The sequence below is a fragment of the Lysinibacillus capsici genome, assembly GCF_003367505.1.
GTDB lineage: Bacteria > Bacillota > Bacilli > Bacillales_A > Planococcaceae > Lysinibacillus > Lysinibacillus capsici.
Genome location: NZ_PXXX01000015.1, coordinates 259483 through 276577, shown reverse-complemented (window position 1 = coordinate 276577; position 17095 = coordinate 259483). Strand labels below are relative to the sequence as shown.

Sequence of the window (17095 nt, the reverse complement as noted above, 5' to 3'; positions counted from 1 at the left end):
CAAAATCCCCCTTCCATATACAAGCAATATCTCTTAGCTTTAGCAATTATTACTATATAATTATTGTAAAATAGCCTATAATAGTTGCTAGACTATGCACTCCTACTTCAAGCATATAAAGGTGATTTCAACATGACATCCTATGAACGTATTCTTATAATGGTCCCGCCGTTTCCCTAGCTACGCAATCTACTTGTAACTAACAAAGTAGAATTTTGCGTGTAGGAGGGCAATATGTTGAAAAAACAGGCAGTACCATCTTTATTATTAATGATTGTTCTTGTGGCTTTTCCACAAATTAGTGAAACAATATACACACCATCACTTCCGGATATTGCCGCTGCACTTGATGTAGCCAATAGCTCTGTCCAATTAACATTAAGTATCTATTTTATTGGCTTTGCGTTCGGCGTTTTCTGCTGGGGATGGATTTCTGATTTTATTGGCCGTAGACCTGCCATGCTAGGTGGTTTAATTTTTTATGGAATAGGTAGCCTACTCTGCTTTTACGCAGAGACAATCCCTTTTCTATTAGCAAGTCGATTGCTACAAGCATTCGGCGCTGCAACTGGCTCCATTATTACGCAAACCATTTTGCGTGAAAGTGTGACGGGAAGTCAACGCCATGCTATGTTTGCTCAAATTTCAGCCGTCATTGCCTTTACCCCAGCTATAGGGCCGTTAATTGGTGGTTGGGTGGATCAAGCACTGGGCTTTCGAGCCGTGTTTTTTGTCCTTGTCATCATGAGTATCCTGTTGTTTATCTATGCTTATTGCAGACTTCCAGAAACAACCAATCCTGCAACAAGACAAAGAACAGCGATTTGGCCTGTCGTCAAACGCATTTTTGCTTCACCCATCGTGCTTGTCTATGGGCTACTAATAGGAGGCATTAATGGTGTTCTATTTAGCTACTATGCCGAAGCACCCTTTATATTCATCGAGCATTTCCAGCTGTCACCTGGCCTGTACGGATTTCTTGGCATTATCGTTGCCCTTGCTTCCATAATAGGGGCTATGATTTCAAAGCGACTCGTCATCAGCCATTCACCACAAAAAATCATCCATGTTGGCTGTTTGGTAATGCTTGGTGGCACTTTGCTTTTAACCATCGTTTGTACCCTGCCATTGCACGCGAGCATGATGGCCATTGGTATGCTGATTACTATTTTTATCACACTGCTAGGCTCGGGCATCGCACTTCCTAATTGCTTAAGTTTAGCGTTAGTAGATTTTCAGGATGTGATTGGCACAGCAGGCGCTATCTTTAGTCTCGGCTATTACTTACTCGTCAGTGCCATCACATCTGGTATGAGCTTACTGCATAACGGTTCTTTACTGACAATGCCACTTTATTTCTTAGGTCTAACCTTGATAATGTGGCTTTGCGGAAGAAAGTTTATTCGATAATGGAAGAAAGCGGGCTTCCAATCCTATAAAATAGTTGAGCCACCCTAAAATTTTAGGGTGGCTTCTCCTATCCTTGAAAATAATAATCCAACACTTCCTGAGGGGTATGAAAAACTTTGTTGCTTTGCGTTTTATAAAGAAATTTGGGATTCGTACAGGCTTTCTCTAGACTTTTTGCTTGCTTTAGCTTATCCGTCATTTGCTCAATAATATCTGTGTAGCCATCGAGCTGGTTTGAAATTTTCGGTAGCATCGTTGGTGAGATATCGAGTACAATAGAGACTTGATCCTCAGCATAACTATTTAAATTGATAAAAAAGCATTCTTCCAAATGCTTTGAATGTTTATCTACATTAATGACAGCCTCTTGATAATTGGCGATTAACCCTGTTGATGTATTCGTAATTGTAAAGCCTTGCTGTGTCAAATGCTGTTCAACCAGCTTTAAAAACTGCTCGACCTCTGCATCTAGCTTTGGTGTAACAGTTGATTGAATTAAATCATTACATTTCTGATAAATGGTATCAATTTCGGTCTGTTTTTCGACAAGTAATTTAAAATTGGACATTGAATACACGCTTCATCTCCCCTTTTTACTAAGGTAGACATTCATGAAGCGTTTTAGTCATGATCACGAAAAATAACAATTAAAAGGAGAAGTCCATGATTAGAAATTCTGTCAAAGCCATCATCATCGTGGATGGGAAACTATTGCTAACAAAAAATCAAGATATAGAGGGCTACTTTTACCTTTGTCCAGGTGGTGGACAGGAGCATGGAGAGACCTTTCACAAGACGTTGCAAAGGGAATGCCTGGAGGAAATTGGCTCCTCCGTTCACATTGGAGAGCTGTTATTTATCCGTGAATACATCGGACAAAATCATGAGCATGCCGCCTTTGACGCTGATGTACATCAGGTAGAATATTATTTCCTCTGTCAGGTAAATACGCAAACTTGTCAACCAACAAATCCTGATAGTCTTCAAATTGGGACACAATGGATACCGATTGAAAAGCTTCATACATATAGACTTTACCCCAAAGCGCTTACCCAACCATTACAGAAATTTATACGAGGACAACAAACAACAATCTATTTGGGCGATGTCAATTAAAATAGGCTGTCTATCTCCTTAGACAGCCTATTCTTGAGGAAGCACTTTCACCATGGTATAGTAGCTACTGCCTGGTGGATAATCTTTAATTTCTCCCACTACTTTATAGCCATGTGCCTCATAAAAGGTACGCGCTTGAAACTCGTAGGTTGTCAGTAGGGCTTTTGTTGCGCCCATGTCCTTGGCTACTAACTCTGCCTGTGCTAAGAGCTTTGTGCCAATTCCCTTTCCACGATATTCTTCACTTAACCAAAATTTATGTATTTCTATCCACCCCCAGTAGACTTCACTGTTATACCACCTATCCATTGCTGCTGTTGATCTGTGACGATTAACTCTAAAGGAAGAAATGCACCCTTCTTTCTACTTTCGCGATGATAAGGAGATTGCTCATTATTATAGGCACGAATTTTTTCGCTTAAAAAATTTGTAAAATCCTCATGCTGTCCCCGTAAAACCTCTACTTGATATTGCATCTCGCTCCTCCTATTCCTGGTAACGCTTTATCAGCTTGTCTTGATGAGCTGCAAATATTTCTTCTAATGGAATATCGTACTGATTGGCAATCACTATAAGATTTCCTAAGACATCCCCTAGCTCTTCAATTAGCTCCTGCTTATTTTCTTCAAAGGATGGTGTTTTTTCATCTGGTCGATCTCTACCAATCTCGATTGCTCGAATCGCCCTGGCTACCTCACCTGTTTCTTCTGCCAAGAAGCCAATACGTGTAAAAATATTAAGCTCTGACCAGCCACGTGCTTCATAGTAATCCTTTACCCAGCGTTGAAATTCATTTAGTTCCAATTCAGTTTCCTCCATTTCCTTCCTCTTCAAAATAAATTATACTATAAAAGAATTCGATCAGATATGGAGGAAATCAGCTATGAAAAGTATTGCCGTATTTTGCGGATCCAGTCTAGGCGCTTCCGATGCTTATCGTCAAGGAGCGATTTTACTAGGAAAAGAATTAGCCAAAAGACAAATTACTCTTATTTATGGTGGTGCTTCTGTAGGCATCATGGCAACAGTAGCGAATACAGTGCTAGAAGAAGGCGGCAAGGTCATTGGGGTGATTCCGACATTATTAGAAGAACGTGAAATTGCGCATCAACAGCTGACAGAGCTGATTGTTGTAAAGACAATGCATGAACGTAAAAGTAAAATGATGGAATTAGCAGATGGCTTTATTGCCCTTCCTGGTGGACCTGGAACATTAGAGGAATTTTTTGAAGTATTTACGTGGAATCAAATCGGGCTGCTTCAAAAACCTTGTGCTATTTTCAATATGGAAAACTATTTTGATTTATTAATATCTTTCTTTGACCATATGCAAAATGAACAATTTTTAAAAGCACAATATCGTGATGCACTTATTGTTGATGAGGACGCAGCAGCACTATTAGATAAATGTGAAAGCTTTGTTCCTCCAGCTGTGAAAACTTATGAATTAAGCAAATAATAAAATGGTGAGGGTGGACCTAATTGGACTATCCTCACCTTTTTCATGCTCTAATCTCCAATACGATCCTACATGACTATGCGAAACAAAAGAAGGACCTGATTGTTCTGATTACTAGTAATTTGGCTACTATGATTTCATAATTCTGCTTTCTTTTCCCGCCTTTTCACTGCTACCACAGCAATCAATACCATCCCAAGCTTCACCAGCCCAATAATGGCATACAGACTAAATGAAAGAATCGCTGGTAATAATACCAGCCACCACGACCATGTAATGACATTTGTTAGCTTTAATACGACAAAGACAATGGTCAGCACTTCTGCAATGCCCATCATTTCACCACCTTACAGCCCATCCTTGACTATATAGTAACTATATATCTTACGATAAGGAACATCACAGGAAAAATTTTCACTACTTTTTCTAAATCATACAACAGGAGGCAGTAAGATGACGAATATTTTTGTAAAAAGCGAGTTTGCTCCTTTAAAACGAGTTGTCATGGCGCAATCGGAATTTGCTTTTCCAGCTAAGGAGGCTCCAACAGATGATGATGAATTTTTAACAGAAGAAACACTAGCACTTTATGCAAGCGTAGATACACTCGGTAAAAATTTTAAAGATGTCTTTCCAGAAAGACAGCAGCAATGGGAATTGGAACGAGCAAATTTAAAAAAAGTATTAGAAAGATACGGGGTAGAAGTACAAGTACCAAGACGTTTAACAGACTATGAAAAAGAAGTAGGAAAAGAAGATGGCTATAGCAATTTCTTCGTTCGCGATCCCTTTTTCACTATCGGCCATTTTTTAATCGAGGGCTCCCTTCGATTCCCACATAGACGCAACGAAGTTTTGCCCGTACGTAATCTTTTAGCACAGGAAGCAAATGAAAATCAATGCTTCTATGTCTCCATTCCAAAGCCTGATATGGCAGATGGTTTAGATTCTGAAGTTGGCCCGTTCTTAGAGGGCGGCGATGTGTTAGTGTTAGATAAAACGATTTTTGTCGGGAATTCAGGACTAGCCTCCAATAAAAATGGTGTGCAGTGGCTGCGTAATTTAGCGAGTAACTTTGATTATACGGTGGTCGAAGTGCCGCTTCATCCAACCATTCTTCATCTCGACTGTGCGCTTAGCCTCGTTAGAGAGGGTCTAATGATTGTCTGCGAGGAAGCACTCATTGATGGTATTCCCAAACAGCTAAAAGATTGGGATAAAATTCACGTTTCCCTAGAGGATGCCGCAAAACTTGCTACTAACGGCTTACCTATTAATGAAGAAGTCTATATTACAGACAAAGAATTTACATGGATTGGCGAGCAACTAGCGAAGAGAGGTATCACCGTAGAATATGTTGATTTTACGATTTCTCGAAGCTTTGGCGGTTCTTTTAGATGTAGTACACAACCCCTATTACGCACGGATCTCTAGAAATTATCTCTCCCCACTAAAAAATAGTATGAATAATGAGCAACCTGAAATGGCACATTATTTGTAGGAGGTGGACAAGAAATGTCTAGAATTATTGGTGTGGAACAATCATTAACGAATATCGAAGATGCTTTAAAAGCACAAGGCTTTGAAGTCATCCAGCTTCGCAATGAAGAGGATGCGAAAAAATGTGATGCTTGTATTATTACAGGTCAGGATCGCGATGTCATGGGAATTAGTGATCCAGTTATGGAAGGTCCTGTGATTGATGCGAATGGACTATCGGCAAACGAGGTCGTTGAACGCGTCCAAAAATATTTCCACTAAAATCATTAGTGCTGTCTCTACGTCATTTTGACGAGAGCAGCACTTTCATACATACAAATGGTCTCTACTTATAATACCTTGCGTTCTTGTACAAACTAATATACACGAACTTCAAAAAGTAGGGAGATATATGAGCCAAAAACAAATTGCGATTGTTATTTTAATGCTGACGACTACACTACTGCTATCAGGCTGTTGGGATGTAACAGAGCCGCAACGCATGTATTACGTACAAGGTGTGGGGGTTGACTACAAGGATAATGAATATACAGCATACTTACAAATTATCAACTTTGCTAACGTAGCGAAAACAGAATCAGCTAACCCTAATGCAGCGCCTACCGAAATTGGTCAAGCGAAGGGTAAGACAATAGAAGAAGCCATTTACAAATTGTATCGTTCAATGGACCAAGAAGTATTTTGGGGACATATGACCTTTCTTCTCTTCTCAGAGAGTGCCATGAAAGCTGAACATGCGATTGCGGTTATTGATACTTTTCTACGCTTTCGAGAGACAAGATATCATATTTGGGTTTACTGTACCCAAGATCCTATCGAGGATGTTTTATTAGTTTCTCCATTGTTAGAGAAATCACCAACTGCCACCAAATTAAGTAATCCTAAAAATACAGCGAAGCAGGAGTCATTTGTAGAGCCTGTTAATTTAAGACAGCTCGTCATTGGCTTAAATGAGCCCAACCACGAAATGAAAATTCCTTATGTAACCGTCAACGAAAACTGGGAGACAATGGATGGCCCCAAAACAGAAACCTTTTTTGCTGGCGTTGGTATTCTTTCAAAGGATAGTTTTAAAGGCTATATTAAAGGCAAATCTGCACGTGGAATAGAGTGGATGAATGATGAAACAAAGCAAGGAGAAATCACCGTCGAATTAGAAAATAATGAAAAAAGTGATTACTTAACCGTCGATATTAAAAAGCTAGATGTTAAAGTCAAGCCAATTGTGAAAGGTAATGATGTAAAGTTTGAGGTAAATTTAAAATTCGATACGATTTTAAATGGTTTTAAAGGAAAGCTGACACCCAATCAGGTAAGAAAAAAAGTAGAAAAAGCCGTCAAGGAAGAAATCCTAACTACCTTTGAGGAAGGACTAAAAATGGATGCGGATGTCTTTCGTCTATCCGAATATCTCTATCGTAGTAATGTAAAGGCTTGGAAGAGATTAGAGAAGGATGGCAAAATTCCTTTAAGCAAAGATTCCATCAGTAAAATCGATATTCATATTAATAAAGTAAGCCCTGGCCGTAAAACATTTGCAGAAACGATTACCGAATAATAGGTAGAGACCATCCAAAATGGCATGGTCTCTTTCTTATGGCCATCTTGTCATGCTATAGTAATGGAAAAGATGAGGAAACGTTAAACAGACAGGAGATCGAGACAATGATAAAAGGCTTTGGAGGTATATTTTGGCGAACAAAGAATCTAGATTCTGTAAAAAAGTGGTATAGCGAAACCTTGATGCTAGAAATAAACGATTGGAATGGGACAATCATTAAACCCCAAGAAGGCAATGAAACGATCTTTTCTTTTTTCACTGAACAGGACAATTATTTTCCAGCAGAACAGCAAGTGATGTTAAATTTCCAAGTTCATGATGTAAACGAGATGATAAAGCATCTTGAACATCTTGATGTCCCACTCGCAAAACCTCTAGAGTGTAACGAATTTGGAAAGTTTATTTGGATTAAAGATCCAGAAGGTCGACTGATTGAGCTTTGGGAAAAATAGTTTACCCTTGCGTTATATAAGTCAAAGAAAAAAGGACCAGACACTTGAGACTGGTCCTTCTTCCTATATTAATGGTTTGTTTTCTTATTAACAATATAATCCCGATAGACTAACAGAGCGACAAGAAGAAAGCTAAGGCTAACAAGTCGGAAAATCATTTCTATACTTATCCATTCAGCTAAAATTCCTAAGATAAATGCGCTCATACCAACTCCAACATCAAAGCTGGAAAGAAAAGTGGCATTGGCTGCACCACTTTTGGCTTCACTTACTTTTTGAACAGCCCAGGTTTGTAGGCACGGCATAACGGTGCCATAGCCTGCACCAAATAAAATCGCGGCGATAATCAATGTGAAATTATTTGTAGTATAGGATAACACGATTAAAGATAGAAAACCGAAAATCGCTGACACAATAATGATCGACCATGGTCCATGCTTATCAAACCATTTCCCTGTAAAAGGACGTATTAAGGTGGAAACAATTGCGTTGATAAGAAAGAATAGAAAAATATCCTTTAATCCCTTTTGTTCACCAAAAAGAACTAAGAATGTAATAATAGCGCCAAAACCAAGCGTCGTCACAACAGTCAATACTGCCTGAAACCTTACTTCTTTTTCAAATATCGCTTCCATAAACCGAAATGGCTGCTTGTCATTTTGAATAGGTGTCGTTGCATGCACAAAGGAAAGCATTATGATCGCAAATAGGCTTAGGAAGGCTGACGACCAAATCAGCGTGTGAAAAGAAAAGGTACTGTAAATAAGGATACCGAGACTTGGTGCAACAATCGCTCCCACGGTTGTGGATACCGAGAAATAGCCCATTCCCTCTCCTAATCGAGCTTTAGGGATACTATCTACAGCCATTGTACTATTGGCTGTCGTGGATACACCCCACGCTGTTCCATGGAAAAGTCGGAGTAATAGGAAAATCCAAATCGTGTTAAGCAATGGATACAGCATTGTAATTATGAGTAAGGCTATACTTGCCACAATCGCTAGTTTTTTCCGCTTATGATCCATTAAATAGTACCCTACAAAAGGTCTTATCGTGATGGCACCTAGTGTAAATACCGTCGTCACCAAGCCTACTTGCATCGGATTGGCGTTTATGCTTAATAAATAGGCTGGTAAAATAGGCAATAGCATTTCAAATCCTATAAAAATAAAAAAATTACTTATGAATAGAAAAAGAAATGATGAAGTAAAAATTGGTTGTTTTTTCATAGTAAATTCCTCGCTTCTAATTATTTTTCTAAATTAGAAGCGCTTGGAACACTGCAACATTCCTTAATTGTCTTAGTTTTTTTAGCAATTCACTCACCCTCTCTCAGTTTTATCACAACAAAAAAGACGCCATAAAACCGGCGTCTACCAATTACTTTGTATGGTTAAAAAGTCATTTTTCACACATGACTGACAAAAGCAAAAAGCTTCCGGTTACTACTTTCACTATGCTGTTTTCTTAAAAAACCACAGACTGGTCCCTTTGAGCCTAAATCATCTAATTGTAAAAATGTCTTTACCTCAATCGCCGTTCTTCTGAAAATAGTTTCCATGACTTTTTGCCTCCTCTCTCAAGATCAATTCATAGCTTACTATAATTTAATACAAGTTTACCACAAAAGCAAATACAATGTTGAACTATGTATAAGACGCAACATATTTTCCACGCATGGACTATTTATAAAGTTCTTTCCTTGTCACCGTCTATTAATTGAACATGCACCTTGGAGGAGCCACCTCCCTCTATATGATTAGGAACATTTGTTAAATTGAGTAATTCCTTTAGATGAATAGCTTTTTCACGATTGGCCTCGATGGTCACATGATATGGCCCTGCTATATTCATAAGTGAATTCATCCGCTTATCGCCTTTAAAAAAATTCGTATCGATAAATTGTAAATCAAAGGACACAGCTTCATTGCTTCGATTATGTAAGACAATGGTACATTCCCCATTCATTAAGTCTTTTTCCACCATATCAAACCGACATTCTCCATCCCCTTTGTATGAAATGGCCATAATGCCACTAGCAAAGGTTTCTTGATACGCCACGATAAGCAAATGAGGTAAAAATGAATAAAGTAATACTACAATAACAAATGTTCGAAAATGATATTTGTTGATACTCCTAAGTAGTAAAATCATAGCAATTATAAATAAAATCGAGCCAAAGATGCCAAGTAACACGTATCCATCTTGTGTTTCGACAGGAATTGACATGAATGTAGTATGTGCCATACTTGCTTCATTGTAAGGATATGGAAAAAATAGACACATACAAATACCCAACATAACGATTGATCCTATAAACGTCTTTTTATTGTTCATCATATGCTGCCTCCTTTCTTAGGTAATACATAATATGCACATACTAAATTTACCATATATACCCTAAACAAGGAATGAAGCCTATGAAAAACTTCTATTTTTAAAATAGTCAATCCGTCTGTAGGCTGAGATGTAGCACCGTCTATCGGACATTTCCAAATTTAAGGTAAATTGCTATAATTAAGAAATGCGAGGGAATTACATGAAGAAAGAGGTGTTCATATTGGGTATGAAAATATTCTGGTGGGCTGTAAATATTGTATGGTTATTGATCTTTTCTGGCATCGCCGTATTTATTGGGGCAAGAAATGTTGATGGTGCAGGGATTGTGCAAACACCTGAAGTGAAAATGGTTTCATTCATTATTTTGGGCATCATGTTTCTAATCGTTTTACTTGTGCAATTAATTTTTCTTTACTTTATTAAAAAAAGCACAAAAGCTCACTTTACGAAAATCACTTAAAAAGAAGCGAGAGGCTATATTAGCACTCGCTTCTTTTTCACCTTGATGCACATAGCTCCCTAAAATTACAGCCACGACAATGCCATTTTTCTTGTGTTTGTTCAAAGTCCTCGATGTCCACGGGCTCGTTGGAAAAAATATCAGCCTGATACTTTTTCATTTCTAAAACACTGCGCTGGAACGTATACAAAATGTTCTCCATATCCATGTCTGTAAAACTATATTTCTTGCGCTTGCCTGTTAATAAATATTCATTATAGACCTCGATTTGCGCTAGAGACACACGGTATTTTTGCTGAACATAGTAAGCGTAGAGGGCTAATTGCTGACGGTCATCATCAGATTCTCCACCGGTCTTCCAGTCAACAATAATCCATTTATCCCTCAGTTCATCATAATAATGAAAGTCCATAACAACAAATACCTGGACATCGTCTATTTTCATGGAGCGGAATTGCTCTGGTTCTCCGATACGGAGAGAGCCTTTTTGTGAGGTGATTTGCTGGAATGTTTCACTCATTAAAAAATGATTAAAAACAAGTCGTAAACGTTCTTTATAGTCTTGCACAAGCTCAGGAGAAAGGGTGCCATGATAATAGATTTCCTGCATCATATAATACTTATTTGGTTTTTGCCTCCAAAATTCAAGACGACGAGTGGAGTCAATAAAGGCTGCATTCAGCTGCCCGCGCCCCAATTGAATTAGCTCCTCTACTGTTGGAGCTTTTCCTGTTTGTAAATAATCATTAATGGCCTGCTCAATGTATCGATGGACAATTTGCCCAAATAAAATAGGCATCGATTGCAGCTTTTTTAAGCGATACACCTGTTGATGATATGGCTCCACATTGTAACTGAGCCACCCGTTATGTGAAAAGTAATATTCATAGCCGTATTTGCGGGCACAGCTTGTCAATGTTTTATGACGCGATAACGACCACGAAAAGGTTGGATAGGGTGAAATTTCAAACAGGACAATCACCTCCTAAAGCTGATGGATGAAATCATAAACAAGCTGTATAATCAGCACAATCGTTACAATACGCAGTAAAAGCTTTACCTGATGTGCTTTCACTTTTCTGGCTAGCACAAGCCCAATTTGTGCACCAATCGTCGAGCCAATCATTAAAATAAGCGTTAACGGCCATTCGATTTTCCCTGTAGCAATATAGGTAATCGCTGCTCCTGAGCACATTGCAAATACCCCTACCCGTGATAGCCCCACGGCTTTAATATAGGAAATCTTCTCATGTGCATATGTATAAAGCGCCAATGTACTACTGCCCGGACCAAACATACCGTCATAAAAGCCAACTCCAAGAAGGATAGGACCGTTTTTTCGATTCATCGTAAAACGTTCCTTGTCGCCAAAATCAGCTCCACCCATAAAGGACATGACAAGCGCAAAGCCAAGTAAAATAATAGCAATGAACGTTAATGATTGACTACTCATTAATGAAGCGAAAAGTCCCCCCAATGTACCTCCGATTAAAGAGACAAGTAACACCGACCGCATTTCGTTCCATGCTAATTCCTTACGTTGATAAATTGTATAAAAGCTTGAAAAAGCACTCACCATATTGGACACTTTATTTGCGCCAATAGCCGAATGGACGGGTACACCCATTAGCATCATCGTTGGCAAGGTAATTAAGCCACCACCCCCAACTAACGTACCAATGACATTCCCAATGATGCCAATAAGTAAAAACAACAAGTATTCCATAATATCCTTCTTTCCCTAACACAAAAAGCAATCATTCTATGATACAGTATAACAGATTGTTATTATCAATGATGATGGAAATGAGGAGCAAGGATGCATATACAACAAAAAACACCCACACCACGCTTTTGTCACCAGCTAACGGTTATTGTGGCGACTATTTTTCTAGCCGGCATTACAGCGACACTCATTCAATACGGCAAGCTCCCTGCCATGATTCCTGTCTTGCAAAGCTTCACGAGTGACCATGCCCAATTCGGTCCGAAAATTGCTATTTTTTATTTACCCTTTGTCGCTCTTATGCTCTTTCTACTTTTACACTATTTAGAGATAAAGGCAGCTTATCCTGTGATGCGTAAAAATAAAGCACCTCTCTCCCATAAACAGCGACAAAATGGCATCCTTACGTTTTGTCTCATCAAAAATAGTATTCTATTGTATTTTACCTACTCCCTATTCAATGACCTGACGGTAGCTCTAGGTCGTGAACGTATTTTACAACAATGGCATGCTTACTTATTTTTACTGCTGTTATTTGGCATCTTCATGATAGGGATTGTGCGAGGCATTTTGTTGGCTAAAAAAAGTTAATGTAAAAAAAGAGAGCATGTTTTAACAATGAACATGCTCTTCTTAGACTAATTATTATTCAATGGATGTCATTAATTCATAAAAATATTTTTTCTCCTGCGTCTCATAAAGCTTATACCAAGCATGTAATGTTTCAGGTGTAAAAACATCGAGCAGCCTCAAAACATGGTAGGCAAAATACAATGGTGCAATGCCAGATGCCGTTACTAAATTCCCTTCAGTTACGGCTGGCTTCTGTTTAAAATGTTCATCCCCAATATAATGTGGACAAAGCATCTTCAAGTATTCGAGATCGTTGCTCGTATGTTGCCTTGTATCAAGCAAACCAACCTTTGCAAGACCAAACGTTGCACCACAAATTGCAGCTACGAAAACATCTTCATTCAACGCTTTTGAGACTTTATTCAATACAGGCTCATGAATAGATTCTAGCCATGTATTGCCTCCTGGGAGAATCAAGACATCCATGCTTTTCAAGTGACATTCAGCAACGGCCATCGTTGGAAGTATGGTGATGCCACCCATCGTCGTAACTGGACTTCTATCAATCCCTACTGTCATCACCTCTAAAGGCTCTAACCCCTTTTTAAAATATCTACCTGTATTTAATTCGGCCATTAAATACCCTATCTCCCAATCTGCCATCGTATCAAATACATAAAGATACACTTTTCTTGTCTGCATAATAAACACTCCTTTTATTGAAACTATGCTTAGTATAAAAAAACTTTACTGACATTCTCCGTCAGTAAAGTTTTCATTTTCATAAAAATGGATGAGCTCATATAGAACGTCAATTATCTTTTGCTTTAGACTTATTGGTTCTACTACTTGGATTGATTTTCCATAGGGAAAAAGTAAATAGGGTACATATGTATGTAGTGCTTCCTCATCTACTAAAAATATTGCGTTCTTATTGGTGCGTTCTTGGAGGTGATACTTTAAAAACCAATGCTGACTGATCGCATCCACAGCACTTGTCTTTCCACAAATGATGAAGGGCACAAGGTTCTGTTTATGTTCGGCTTGGGGAAAAAGGCTTTTCATAAAAAAATCACTGGCAGAGAAAGATTGTGGTCGTTGGAAGGGAATGCCTGTTTGATGCAGACTACTAATTCGGCCTACTTTAAAAGTACGGATTTCATTTCTTACATGACAAAATGCAACGACATACCAGTTTTGTTTCCAATAAACCAAACCATATGGATTAACCACCCTAGACTTAGATTGCTCTTCATTATTAGTATGGTATTCCATTTCTATAGATGTTCTCTTTACTATACTCTCTTCTAATTTTTTTAACAGTGGCTCCAAGGAGGATTCATCTGGACCGATTATCTCGAAACCTTGTAAATGCTGTTGAATCATTTTTTCTTGCTCTTGATTTGAATACATTGTAAGCTTTGCTGTTGCACTGTTTAATGCCTCATCTAAAAAATAGCCAGCTTCTTTTGCAAAAATAGAAGCATGAAGTAATGCCGCTTTCTCATCAACATCAAAAATAAGAGGACTTTTAATAAAATTATTCAACAGGGTATATCCTCCATGATGACCTGTTTCAGCTATAATCGGCACACCGCTGGCAGAAAGTGAGTTAATATAGCGGTAAACGGATCTGATATTAATCTCTAATTTTTCAGCGATTTCTTTCGCGGTAATTTTCCTACCTGAATTCAACATCCATAAAATCTGCATCATTTGATCCATTTTAGACAAGCATTTTCACCTCATTGAATTAATTTATGATTTCTGACACAAAATCAGGCTACCTGATACTGTTATCAAGTAGCCCTTCCATTATGCCTTTACCAATTCATCTTCCATTTGCTTAAAATTATGTATTAAACCGTATTTCTGTATGCCACGTGCTTGTTGGATGCTGGCATCCGCGAATTGGCGGAAATTAGCCTGATCCTTTATTGTACAGGCATAGACCGCTTCAATTGCAGGTTGCATCCACGGCTGTGTTAGTTTATCACTTCTCATATCGGCCGCTCGACCTTCCAGCGCAGCAATATAGCATAGTGCATAGCTAGTTAAAGACTCCTTATCAATTTGTCTTGCGGCTACTTTAGCAGCACCAAGATTCTCCTCCATAATGGCCTTAATAAAGAGGTAATTGTACTTAATGGCTGGCTGCTTATAATGATGGATGATGACATCGATTGCCTGAATCTGTTCCTCTTTTGTCCCGTAAGCTGATGTATAGAGAGCAGCAAATATAGGCTCTTTTCGGTGATTTTTAACCCATTTATCCACCTGCTCCATATTGTTTGTGCGATATAAAATATGTATATGGCGATAAATCATCCCTACCGCAATTAATGCAAATATCCCAAGAGAGATGGATAGACGAACACCCGCTAAGGACAGCGTCAATGCCAATAAAATAATAGCTAAATAAAAGAATGTTAATTTAACAATTTTCATATTACCTCCTACTGTAATTTCCTACGCATTTTACGAGAAAAGATATAGCCTGCCCCTATAAAAAAGATAAGAGCCATCACTTTCATAATAGGAATAATAAACAGCTTGCTAATAACGACTACAACGAGGATATAATAGACAACCATCGCCAGTAAAAACAATGTCAGCTTATTCACGAAGTTCCCTACTTTCCTTTAGTGCCGCCTCAATCGCTGCTAAAGCTTTTGGACCCATTCCATGAAGATGAGCTAATGTAGAAAGCTCAACTCTTTCTAGCTGCTTCAATTCTGTATAGCCCGCTGCATGTAATGCGCGAATTGCTGGTTTTGCTACTCCCTTAGGCCACTCTGTCATGCTTGCACGTCCCTTCACGAAAAAATCTTCTCTGCCCTATTATGCAAGTGACAGCAAAGAAATGCAAATAAGTCAAAATTTAAACATATACAAGCACGCCGCTATGAAATTTACAATACTATGGATACTCCAGCTAGTGACAATGGAACCTCCAGCAATTCGTTCGTTCACCCAGCCCATCACATAGCCAGCAAGCGCTGTAGTAAGCACAACTAATAAGATTACATGAAGCGGAAGCACCGACCATAGCATGGCCCCATGAACACAGCCAAAAACAATACTTTGCAAGAGATTTGCTACTTGAAAATCAAAAATCTTCATCAATCTCTTTAATAAAAAGCCGCGAAATAATAGCTCCTCTGATAAACCTGTTTGAATAATAGCGTAGAAAAGTGCTGGAATGACGGCAGCAGCTCCAAGTCCCGCGAATTGATTCGCCGCTAGCAAGGAGCGATCAATATAGAAAAAGACTAGCGCAAAGCTCGGTATTAACATCGTGAAAGTAGAAAGTACAATGTACATAGCATACCTTCCCTTGTGCACAATAATAGGCTTTTGCAATCCTATCCACGTTAAAAAGGGCTGTTTTTTTCTCGCTGTACAAAGCCACCAAATAAACGGAATCACTGAAAATAACATCACTTGCAAAATGGCACTGATTAAACTATTCATCATCTTATTTCCCCTCCTGTTTACTACAAGCATAGAAGAAAGTGCCATTTTTTTCAATAGTTATTTAACGATAAACATTAATTTTTTTATCTTTATTGTTAATTATTAAATGTTTTACAATAAAAAAACGATGTCAAAGGGCTTCTCCTTTGTCTTTTCAGTTATTTTCATTTATACTCTATTACAGATATTAAAGGTCTGTAATAGATATGATAAAACACTGGAGGCTATCACAATGCGTACATTACCTACACATTTATTAGAAAAGGCACAAACATATGAGCACAGCACAAGAATTTCAGTGCCTGCCTATGACACATTATTTGCCGTGACACATGCCTATTTCCGCATGCATTTAGGAGAACAAGAAGCATCCCTGCTTGTTGTAGGAGCTGGTGGGGGCAACGAGCTTTCTGCATGGGGACCAACAAACCCTAAATGGATGTTCACTGGGGTTGATCCATCTGAGGAAATGCTCCAAATTGCACAACATAAAGCCGTGCAACTGGATATTGAAAGTCGCGTTCAGCTACTACAAGGAACAATTGAGCGCTTACCCCAATCAACACCGAAATTCGATGCGGCAAGCTGTATCCTCGTTCTTCATTTTATTGAAGATCGACAGGAGAAACTCCATCTACTGCAAAATATTCACAAGCAATTAAAACCTGGAAAGCCCTTTGTCCTCGCTTGTGCCTACGGAGAACGAGAAAGTGACGAGCTACAAGATCGCATCAAAATATGGCAAAGCTACTTTTTAGATGCCGGCTATACAAAAGAAAAGGTAGATAGCATGGGCAAGGGCATCATGAATATTTCCTTCCTCTCCGATCAAGAAATCCAACAGCTATTAAGTGAAGCGGGCTTTCAAAATATTACCCGCTTTTTCTCCTCAGGTCTCTTCGCAGGATGGATGAGCCACGCCTAACCACAAAGCCCCCACCATAGTAAAAATCAATGGTGGGGGCTGAAACTTAGATTTATAGTGGTATTGAGCAGGCTCTCCACCAACATCCATCACATC

The 17095-nt window shown here is 38.7% G+C and carries 26 protein-coding genes; 10 read left to right on the top strand and 16 right to left on the bottom strand.

The features are described from left to right. The first annotated feature begins 237 nt into the window (after positions 1–237). Positions 238–1410 carry a multidrug effflux MFS transporter gene (locus C7B89_RS14775; protein WP_208644736.1) on the top strand — a complete coding sequence of 391 codons (1173 nt, stop codon included), beginning with the start codon at positions 238–240 and terminating at the stop codon, positions 1408–1410. A gap of 67 nt (positions 1411–1477) precedes the next feature. On the opposite strand, the gene C7B89_RS14770 is transcribed toward C7B89_RS14775, so the two are convergent. Further along, the gene (locus C7B89_RS14770; RefSeq protein WP_231595564.1) at positions 1478–1978 is read right to left on the bottom strand and encodes a hypothetical protein; all 501 of its coding nucleotides are present in this window, start codon (positions 1976–1978) and stop codon (positions 1478–1480) included. A gap of 95 nt (positions 1979–2073) precedes the next feature. On the opposite strand from C7B89_RS14770, the gene C7B89_RS14765 reads away from it, so the two are divergent. After that, positions 2074–2526, top strand: coding sequence for an NUDIX domain-containing protein (locus C7B89_RS14765; RefSeq protein ID WP_054548793.1), 453 nt, complete (start codon positions 2074–2076; stop codon positions 2524–2526). A gap of 27 nt (positions 2527–2553) precedes the next feature. On the opposite strand, the gene C7B89_RS23280 is transcribed toward C7B89_RS14765, so the two are convergent. Genes C7B89_RS23280 through C7B89_RS14755 form a run of 3 tightly spaced genes read right to left on the bottom strand, consistent with a single transcriptional unit; the run spans position 2554 to position 3330 of the window. Then, entirely contained in the window at positions 2554–2835 is a 282-nt protein-coding gene (locus C7B89_RS23280) for a GNAT family N-acetyltransferase (protein WP_244205685.1), read from the bottom strand. Continuing rightward, the gene (locus tag C7B89_RS23275) at positions 2793–3002 is read right to left on the bottom strand and encodes a hypothetical protein (RefSeq protein WP_244205684.1); all 210 of its coding nucleotides are present in this window, start codon (positions 3000–3002) and stop codon (positions 2793–2795) included. Before C7B89_RS23275 ends, C7B89_RS23280 begins: the two co-directional genes overlap by 43 nt. A 10-nt stretch (positions 3003–3012) precedes the next feature. Further along, positions 3013–3330 (bottom strand): MazG nucleotide pyrophosphohydrolase domain-containing protein, encoded by a 318-nt coding sequence (locus C7B89_RS14755; RefSeq protein ID WP_054548807.1) that lies wholly within the window; start codon positions 3328–3330, stop codon positions 3013–3015. Between the two features lie 79 nt (positions 3331–3409). Between C7B89_RS14755 and C7B89_RS14750 the strand changes: the two genes are divergently transcribed. Beyond that, on the top strand, positions 3410–3985 hold the full coding sequence (locus tag C7B89_RS14750; protein ID WP_054548794.1) for an LOG family protein: 576 nt from the start codon (positions 3410–3412) through the stop codon (positions 3983–3985). A 137-nt stretch (positions 3986–4122) separates the two neighbouring features. Here C7B89_RS14750 and C7B89_RS14745 read toward each other — a convergent pair whose 3' ends face one another. Next, a complete protein-coding gene (locus C7B89_RS14745) occupies positions 4123–4320 on the bottom strand; it encodes a transmembrane Fragile-X-F protein (protein WP_054548795.1) in 198 nt (65 codons plus the stop codon). A gap of 118 nt (positions 4321–4438) precedes the next feature. Between C7B89_RS14745 and C7B89_RS14740 the strand changes: the two genes are divergently transcribed. The 4 genes from C7B89_RS14740 to C7B89_RS14725 all read left to right on the top strand — a co-directional run bounded on the left by C7B89_RS14740 (position 4439) and on the right by C7B89_RS14725 (position 7498). Further along, positions 4439–5419 carry a dimethylarginine dimethylaminohydrolase family protein gene (locus C7B89_RS14740; RefSeq protein WP_115674019.1) on the top strand — a complete coding sequence of 327 codons (981 nt, stop codon included), beginning with the start codon at positions 4439–4441 and terminating at the stop codon, positions 5417–5419. A gap of 81 nt (positions 5420–5500) precedes the next feature. Beyond that, on the top strand, positions 5501–5746 hold the full coding sequence (locus C7B89_RS14735; RefSeq protein ID WP_004228871.1) for a YkuS family protein: 246 nt from the start codon (positions 5501–5503) through the stop codon (positions 5744–5746). A gap of 130 nt (positions 5747–5876) precedes the next feature. After that, entirely contained in the window at positions 5877–7043 is a 1167-nt protein-coding gene (locus tag C7B89_RS14730) for a Ger(x)C family spore germination protein (protein WP_054548797.1), read from the top strand. 107 nt (positions 7044–7150) lie between these two features. Further along, positions 7151–7498 carry a VOC family protein gene (locus tag C7B89_RS14725; RefSeq protein WP_048390551.1) on the top strand — a complete coding sequence of 116 codons (348 nt, stop codon included), beginning with the start codon at positions 7151–7153 and terminating at the stop codon, positions 7496–7498. 68 nt (positions 7499–7566) lie between these two features. Here the strand turns inward: C7B89_RS14725 and C7B89_RS14720 are convergent, their stop codons facing one another. The 3 genes from C7B89_RS14720 to C7B89_RS14715 all read right to left on the bottom strand — a co-directional run bounded on the left by C7B89_RS14720 (position 7567) and on the right by C7B89_RS14715 (position 9838). After that, complete coding sequence (locus C7B89_RS14720) at positions 7567–8727, bottom strand: MFS transporter (protein ID WP_115674018.1); 1161 nt, start codon at positions 8725–8727, stop codon at positions 7567–7569. A 179-nt stretch (positions 8728–8906) separates the two neighbouring features. Further along, positions 8907–9059, bottom strand: coding sequence for a hypothetical protein (locus C7B89_RS23100; protein WP_167444836.1), 153 nt, complete (start codon positions 9057–9059; stop codon positions 8907–8909). Between the two features lie 125 nt (positions 9060–9184). Beyond that, complete coding sequence (locus C7B89_RS14715; protein ID WP_115674017.1) at positions 9185–9838, bottom strand: hypothetical protein; 654 nt, start codon at positions 9836–9838, stop codon at positions 9185–9187. Positions 9839–10064: 226 nt separating this feature from the next. On the opposite strand from C7B89_RS14715, the gene C7B89_RS14710 reads away from it, so the two are divergent. Beyond that, the gene (locus C7B89_RS14710) at positions 10065–10298 is read left to right on the top strand and encodes a DUF3923 family protein (RefSeq protein ID WP_066037514.1); all 234 of its coding nucleotides are present in this window, start codon (positions 10065–10067) and stop codon (positions 10296–10298) included. Between the two features lie 37 nt (positions 10299–10335). On the opposite strand, the gene C7B89_RS14705 is transcribed toward C7B89_RS14710, so the two are convergent. Then, a complete protein-coding gene (locus C7B89_RS14705; protein ID WP_115674038.1) occupies positions 10336–11271 on the bottom strand; it encodes a PD-(D/E)XK nuclease family protein in 936 nt (311 codons plus the stop codon). A 12-nt stretch (positions 11272–11283) separates the two neighbouring features. Then, positions 11284–12024 (bottom strand): sulfite exporter TauE/SafE family protein, encoded by a 741-nt coding sequence (locus C7B89_RS14700; protein WP_115674016.1) that lies wholly within the window; start codon positions 12022–12024, stop codon positions 11284–11286. A 93-nt stretch (positions 12025–12117) separates the two neighbouring features. On the opposite strand from C7B89_RS14700, the gene C7B89_RS14695 reads away from it, so the two are divergent. After that, entirely contained in the window at positions 12118–12615 is a 498-nt protein-coding gene (locus C7B89_RS14695) for a hypothetical protein (RefSeq protein WP_009370976.1), read from the top strand. Positions 12616–12669: 54 nt separating this feature from the next. On the opposite strand, the gene C7B89_RS14690 is transcribed toward C7B89_RS14695, so the two are convergent. The 6 genes from C7B89_RS14690 to C7B89_RS14670 all read right to left on the bottom strand — a co-directional run bounded on the left by C7B89_RS14690 (position 12670) and on the right by C7B89_RS14670 (position 16074). Further along, positions 12670–13299 carry a type 1 glutamine amidotransferase family protein gene (locus tag C7B89_RS14690; protein ID WP_115674015.1) on the bottom strand — a complete coding sequence of 210 codons (630 nt, stop codon included), beginning with the start codon at positions 13297–13299 and terminating at the stop codon, positions 12670–12672. Between the two features lie 45 nt (positions 13300–13344). After that, complete coding sequence (locus tag C7B89_RS14685; RefSeq protein WP_115674014.1) at positions 13345–14331, bottom strand: helix-turn-helix transcriptional regulator; 987 nt, start codon at positions 14329–14331, stop codon at positions 13345–13347. Between the two features lie 81 nt (positions 14332–14412). Next, positions 14413–15045 (bottom strand): hypothetical protein, encoded by a 633-nt coding sequence (locus C7B89_RS14680; RefSeq protein ID WP_115674013.1) that lies wholly within the window; start codon positions 15043–15045, stop codon positions 14413–14415. Between the two features lie 8 nt (positions 15046–15053). Continuing rightward, a complete protein-coding gene (locus C7B89_RS23095) occupies positions 15054–15221 on the bottom strand; it encodes a hypothetical protein (protein ID WP_016993359.1) in 168 nt (55 codons plus the stop codon). Next, positions 15214–15399 (bottom strand): helix-hairpin-helix domain-containing protein, encoded by a 186-nt coding sequence (locus tag C7B89_RS14675; protein ID WP_048390683.1) that lies wholly within the window; start codon positions 15397–15399, stop codon positions 15214–15216. Before C7B89_RS14675 ends, C7B89_RS23095 begins: the two co-directional genes overlap by 8 nt. Before the next feature lie 72 nt (positions 15400–15471). Next, the gene (locus C7B89_RS14670; RefSeq protein ID WP_004228915.1) at positions 15472–16074 is read right to left on the bottom strand and encodes a CPBP family intramembrane glutamic endopeptidase; all 603 of its coding nucleotides are present in this window, start codon (positions 16072–16074) and stop codon (positions 15472–15474) included. Between the two features lie 232 nt (positions 16075–16306). Between C7B89_RS14670 and C7B89_RS14665 the strand changes: the two genes are divergently transcribed. Next, entirely contained in the window at positions 16307–16999 is a 693-nt protein-coding gene (locus tag C7B89_RS14665) for a class I SAM-dependent methyltransferase (protein WP_115674012.1), read from the top strand. Positions 17000–17095 lie beyond the last annotated feature (96 nt).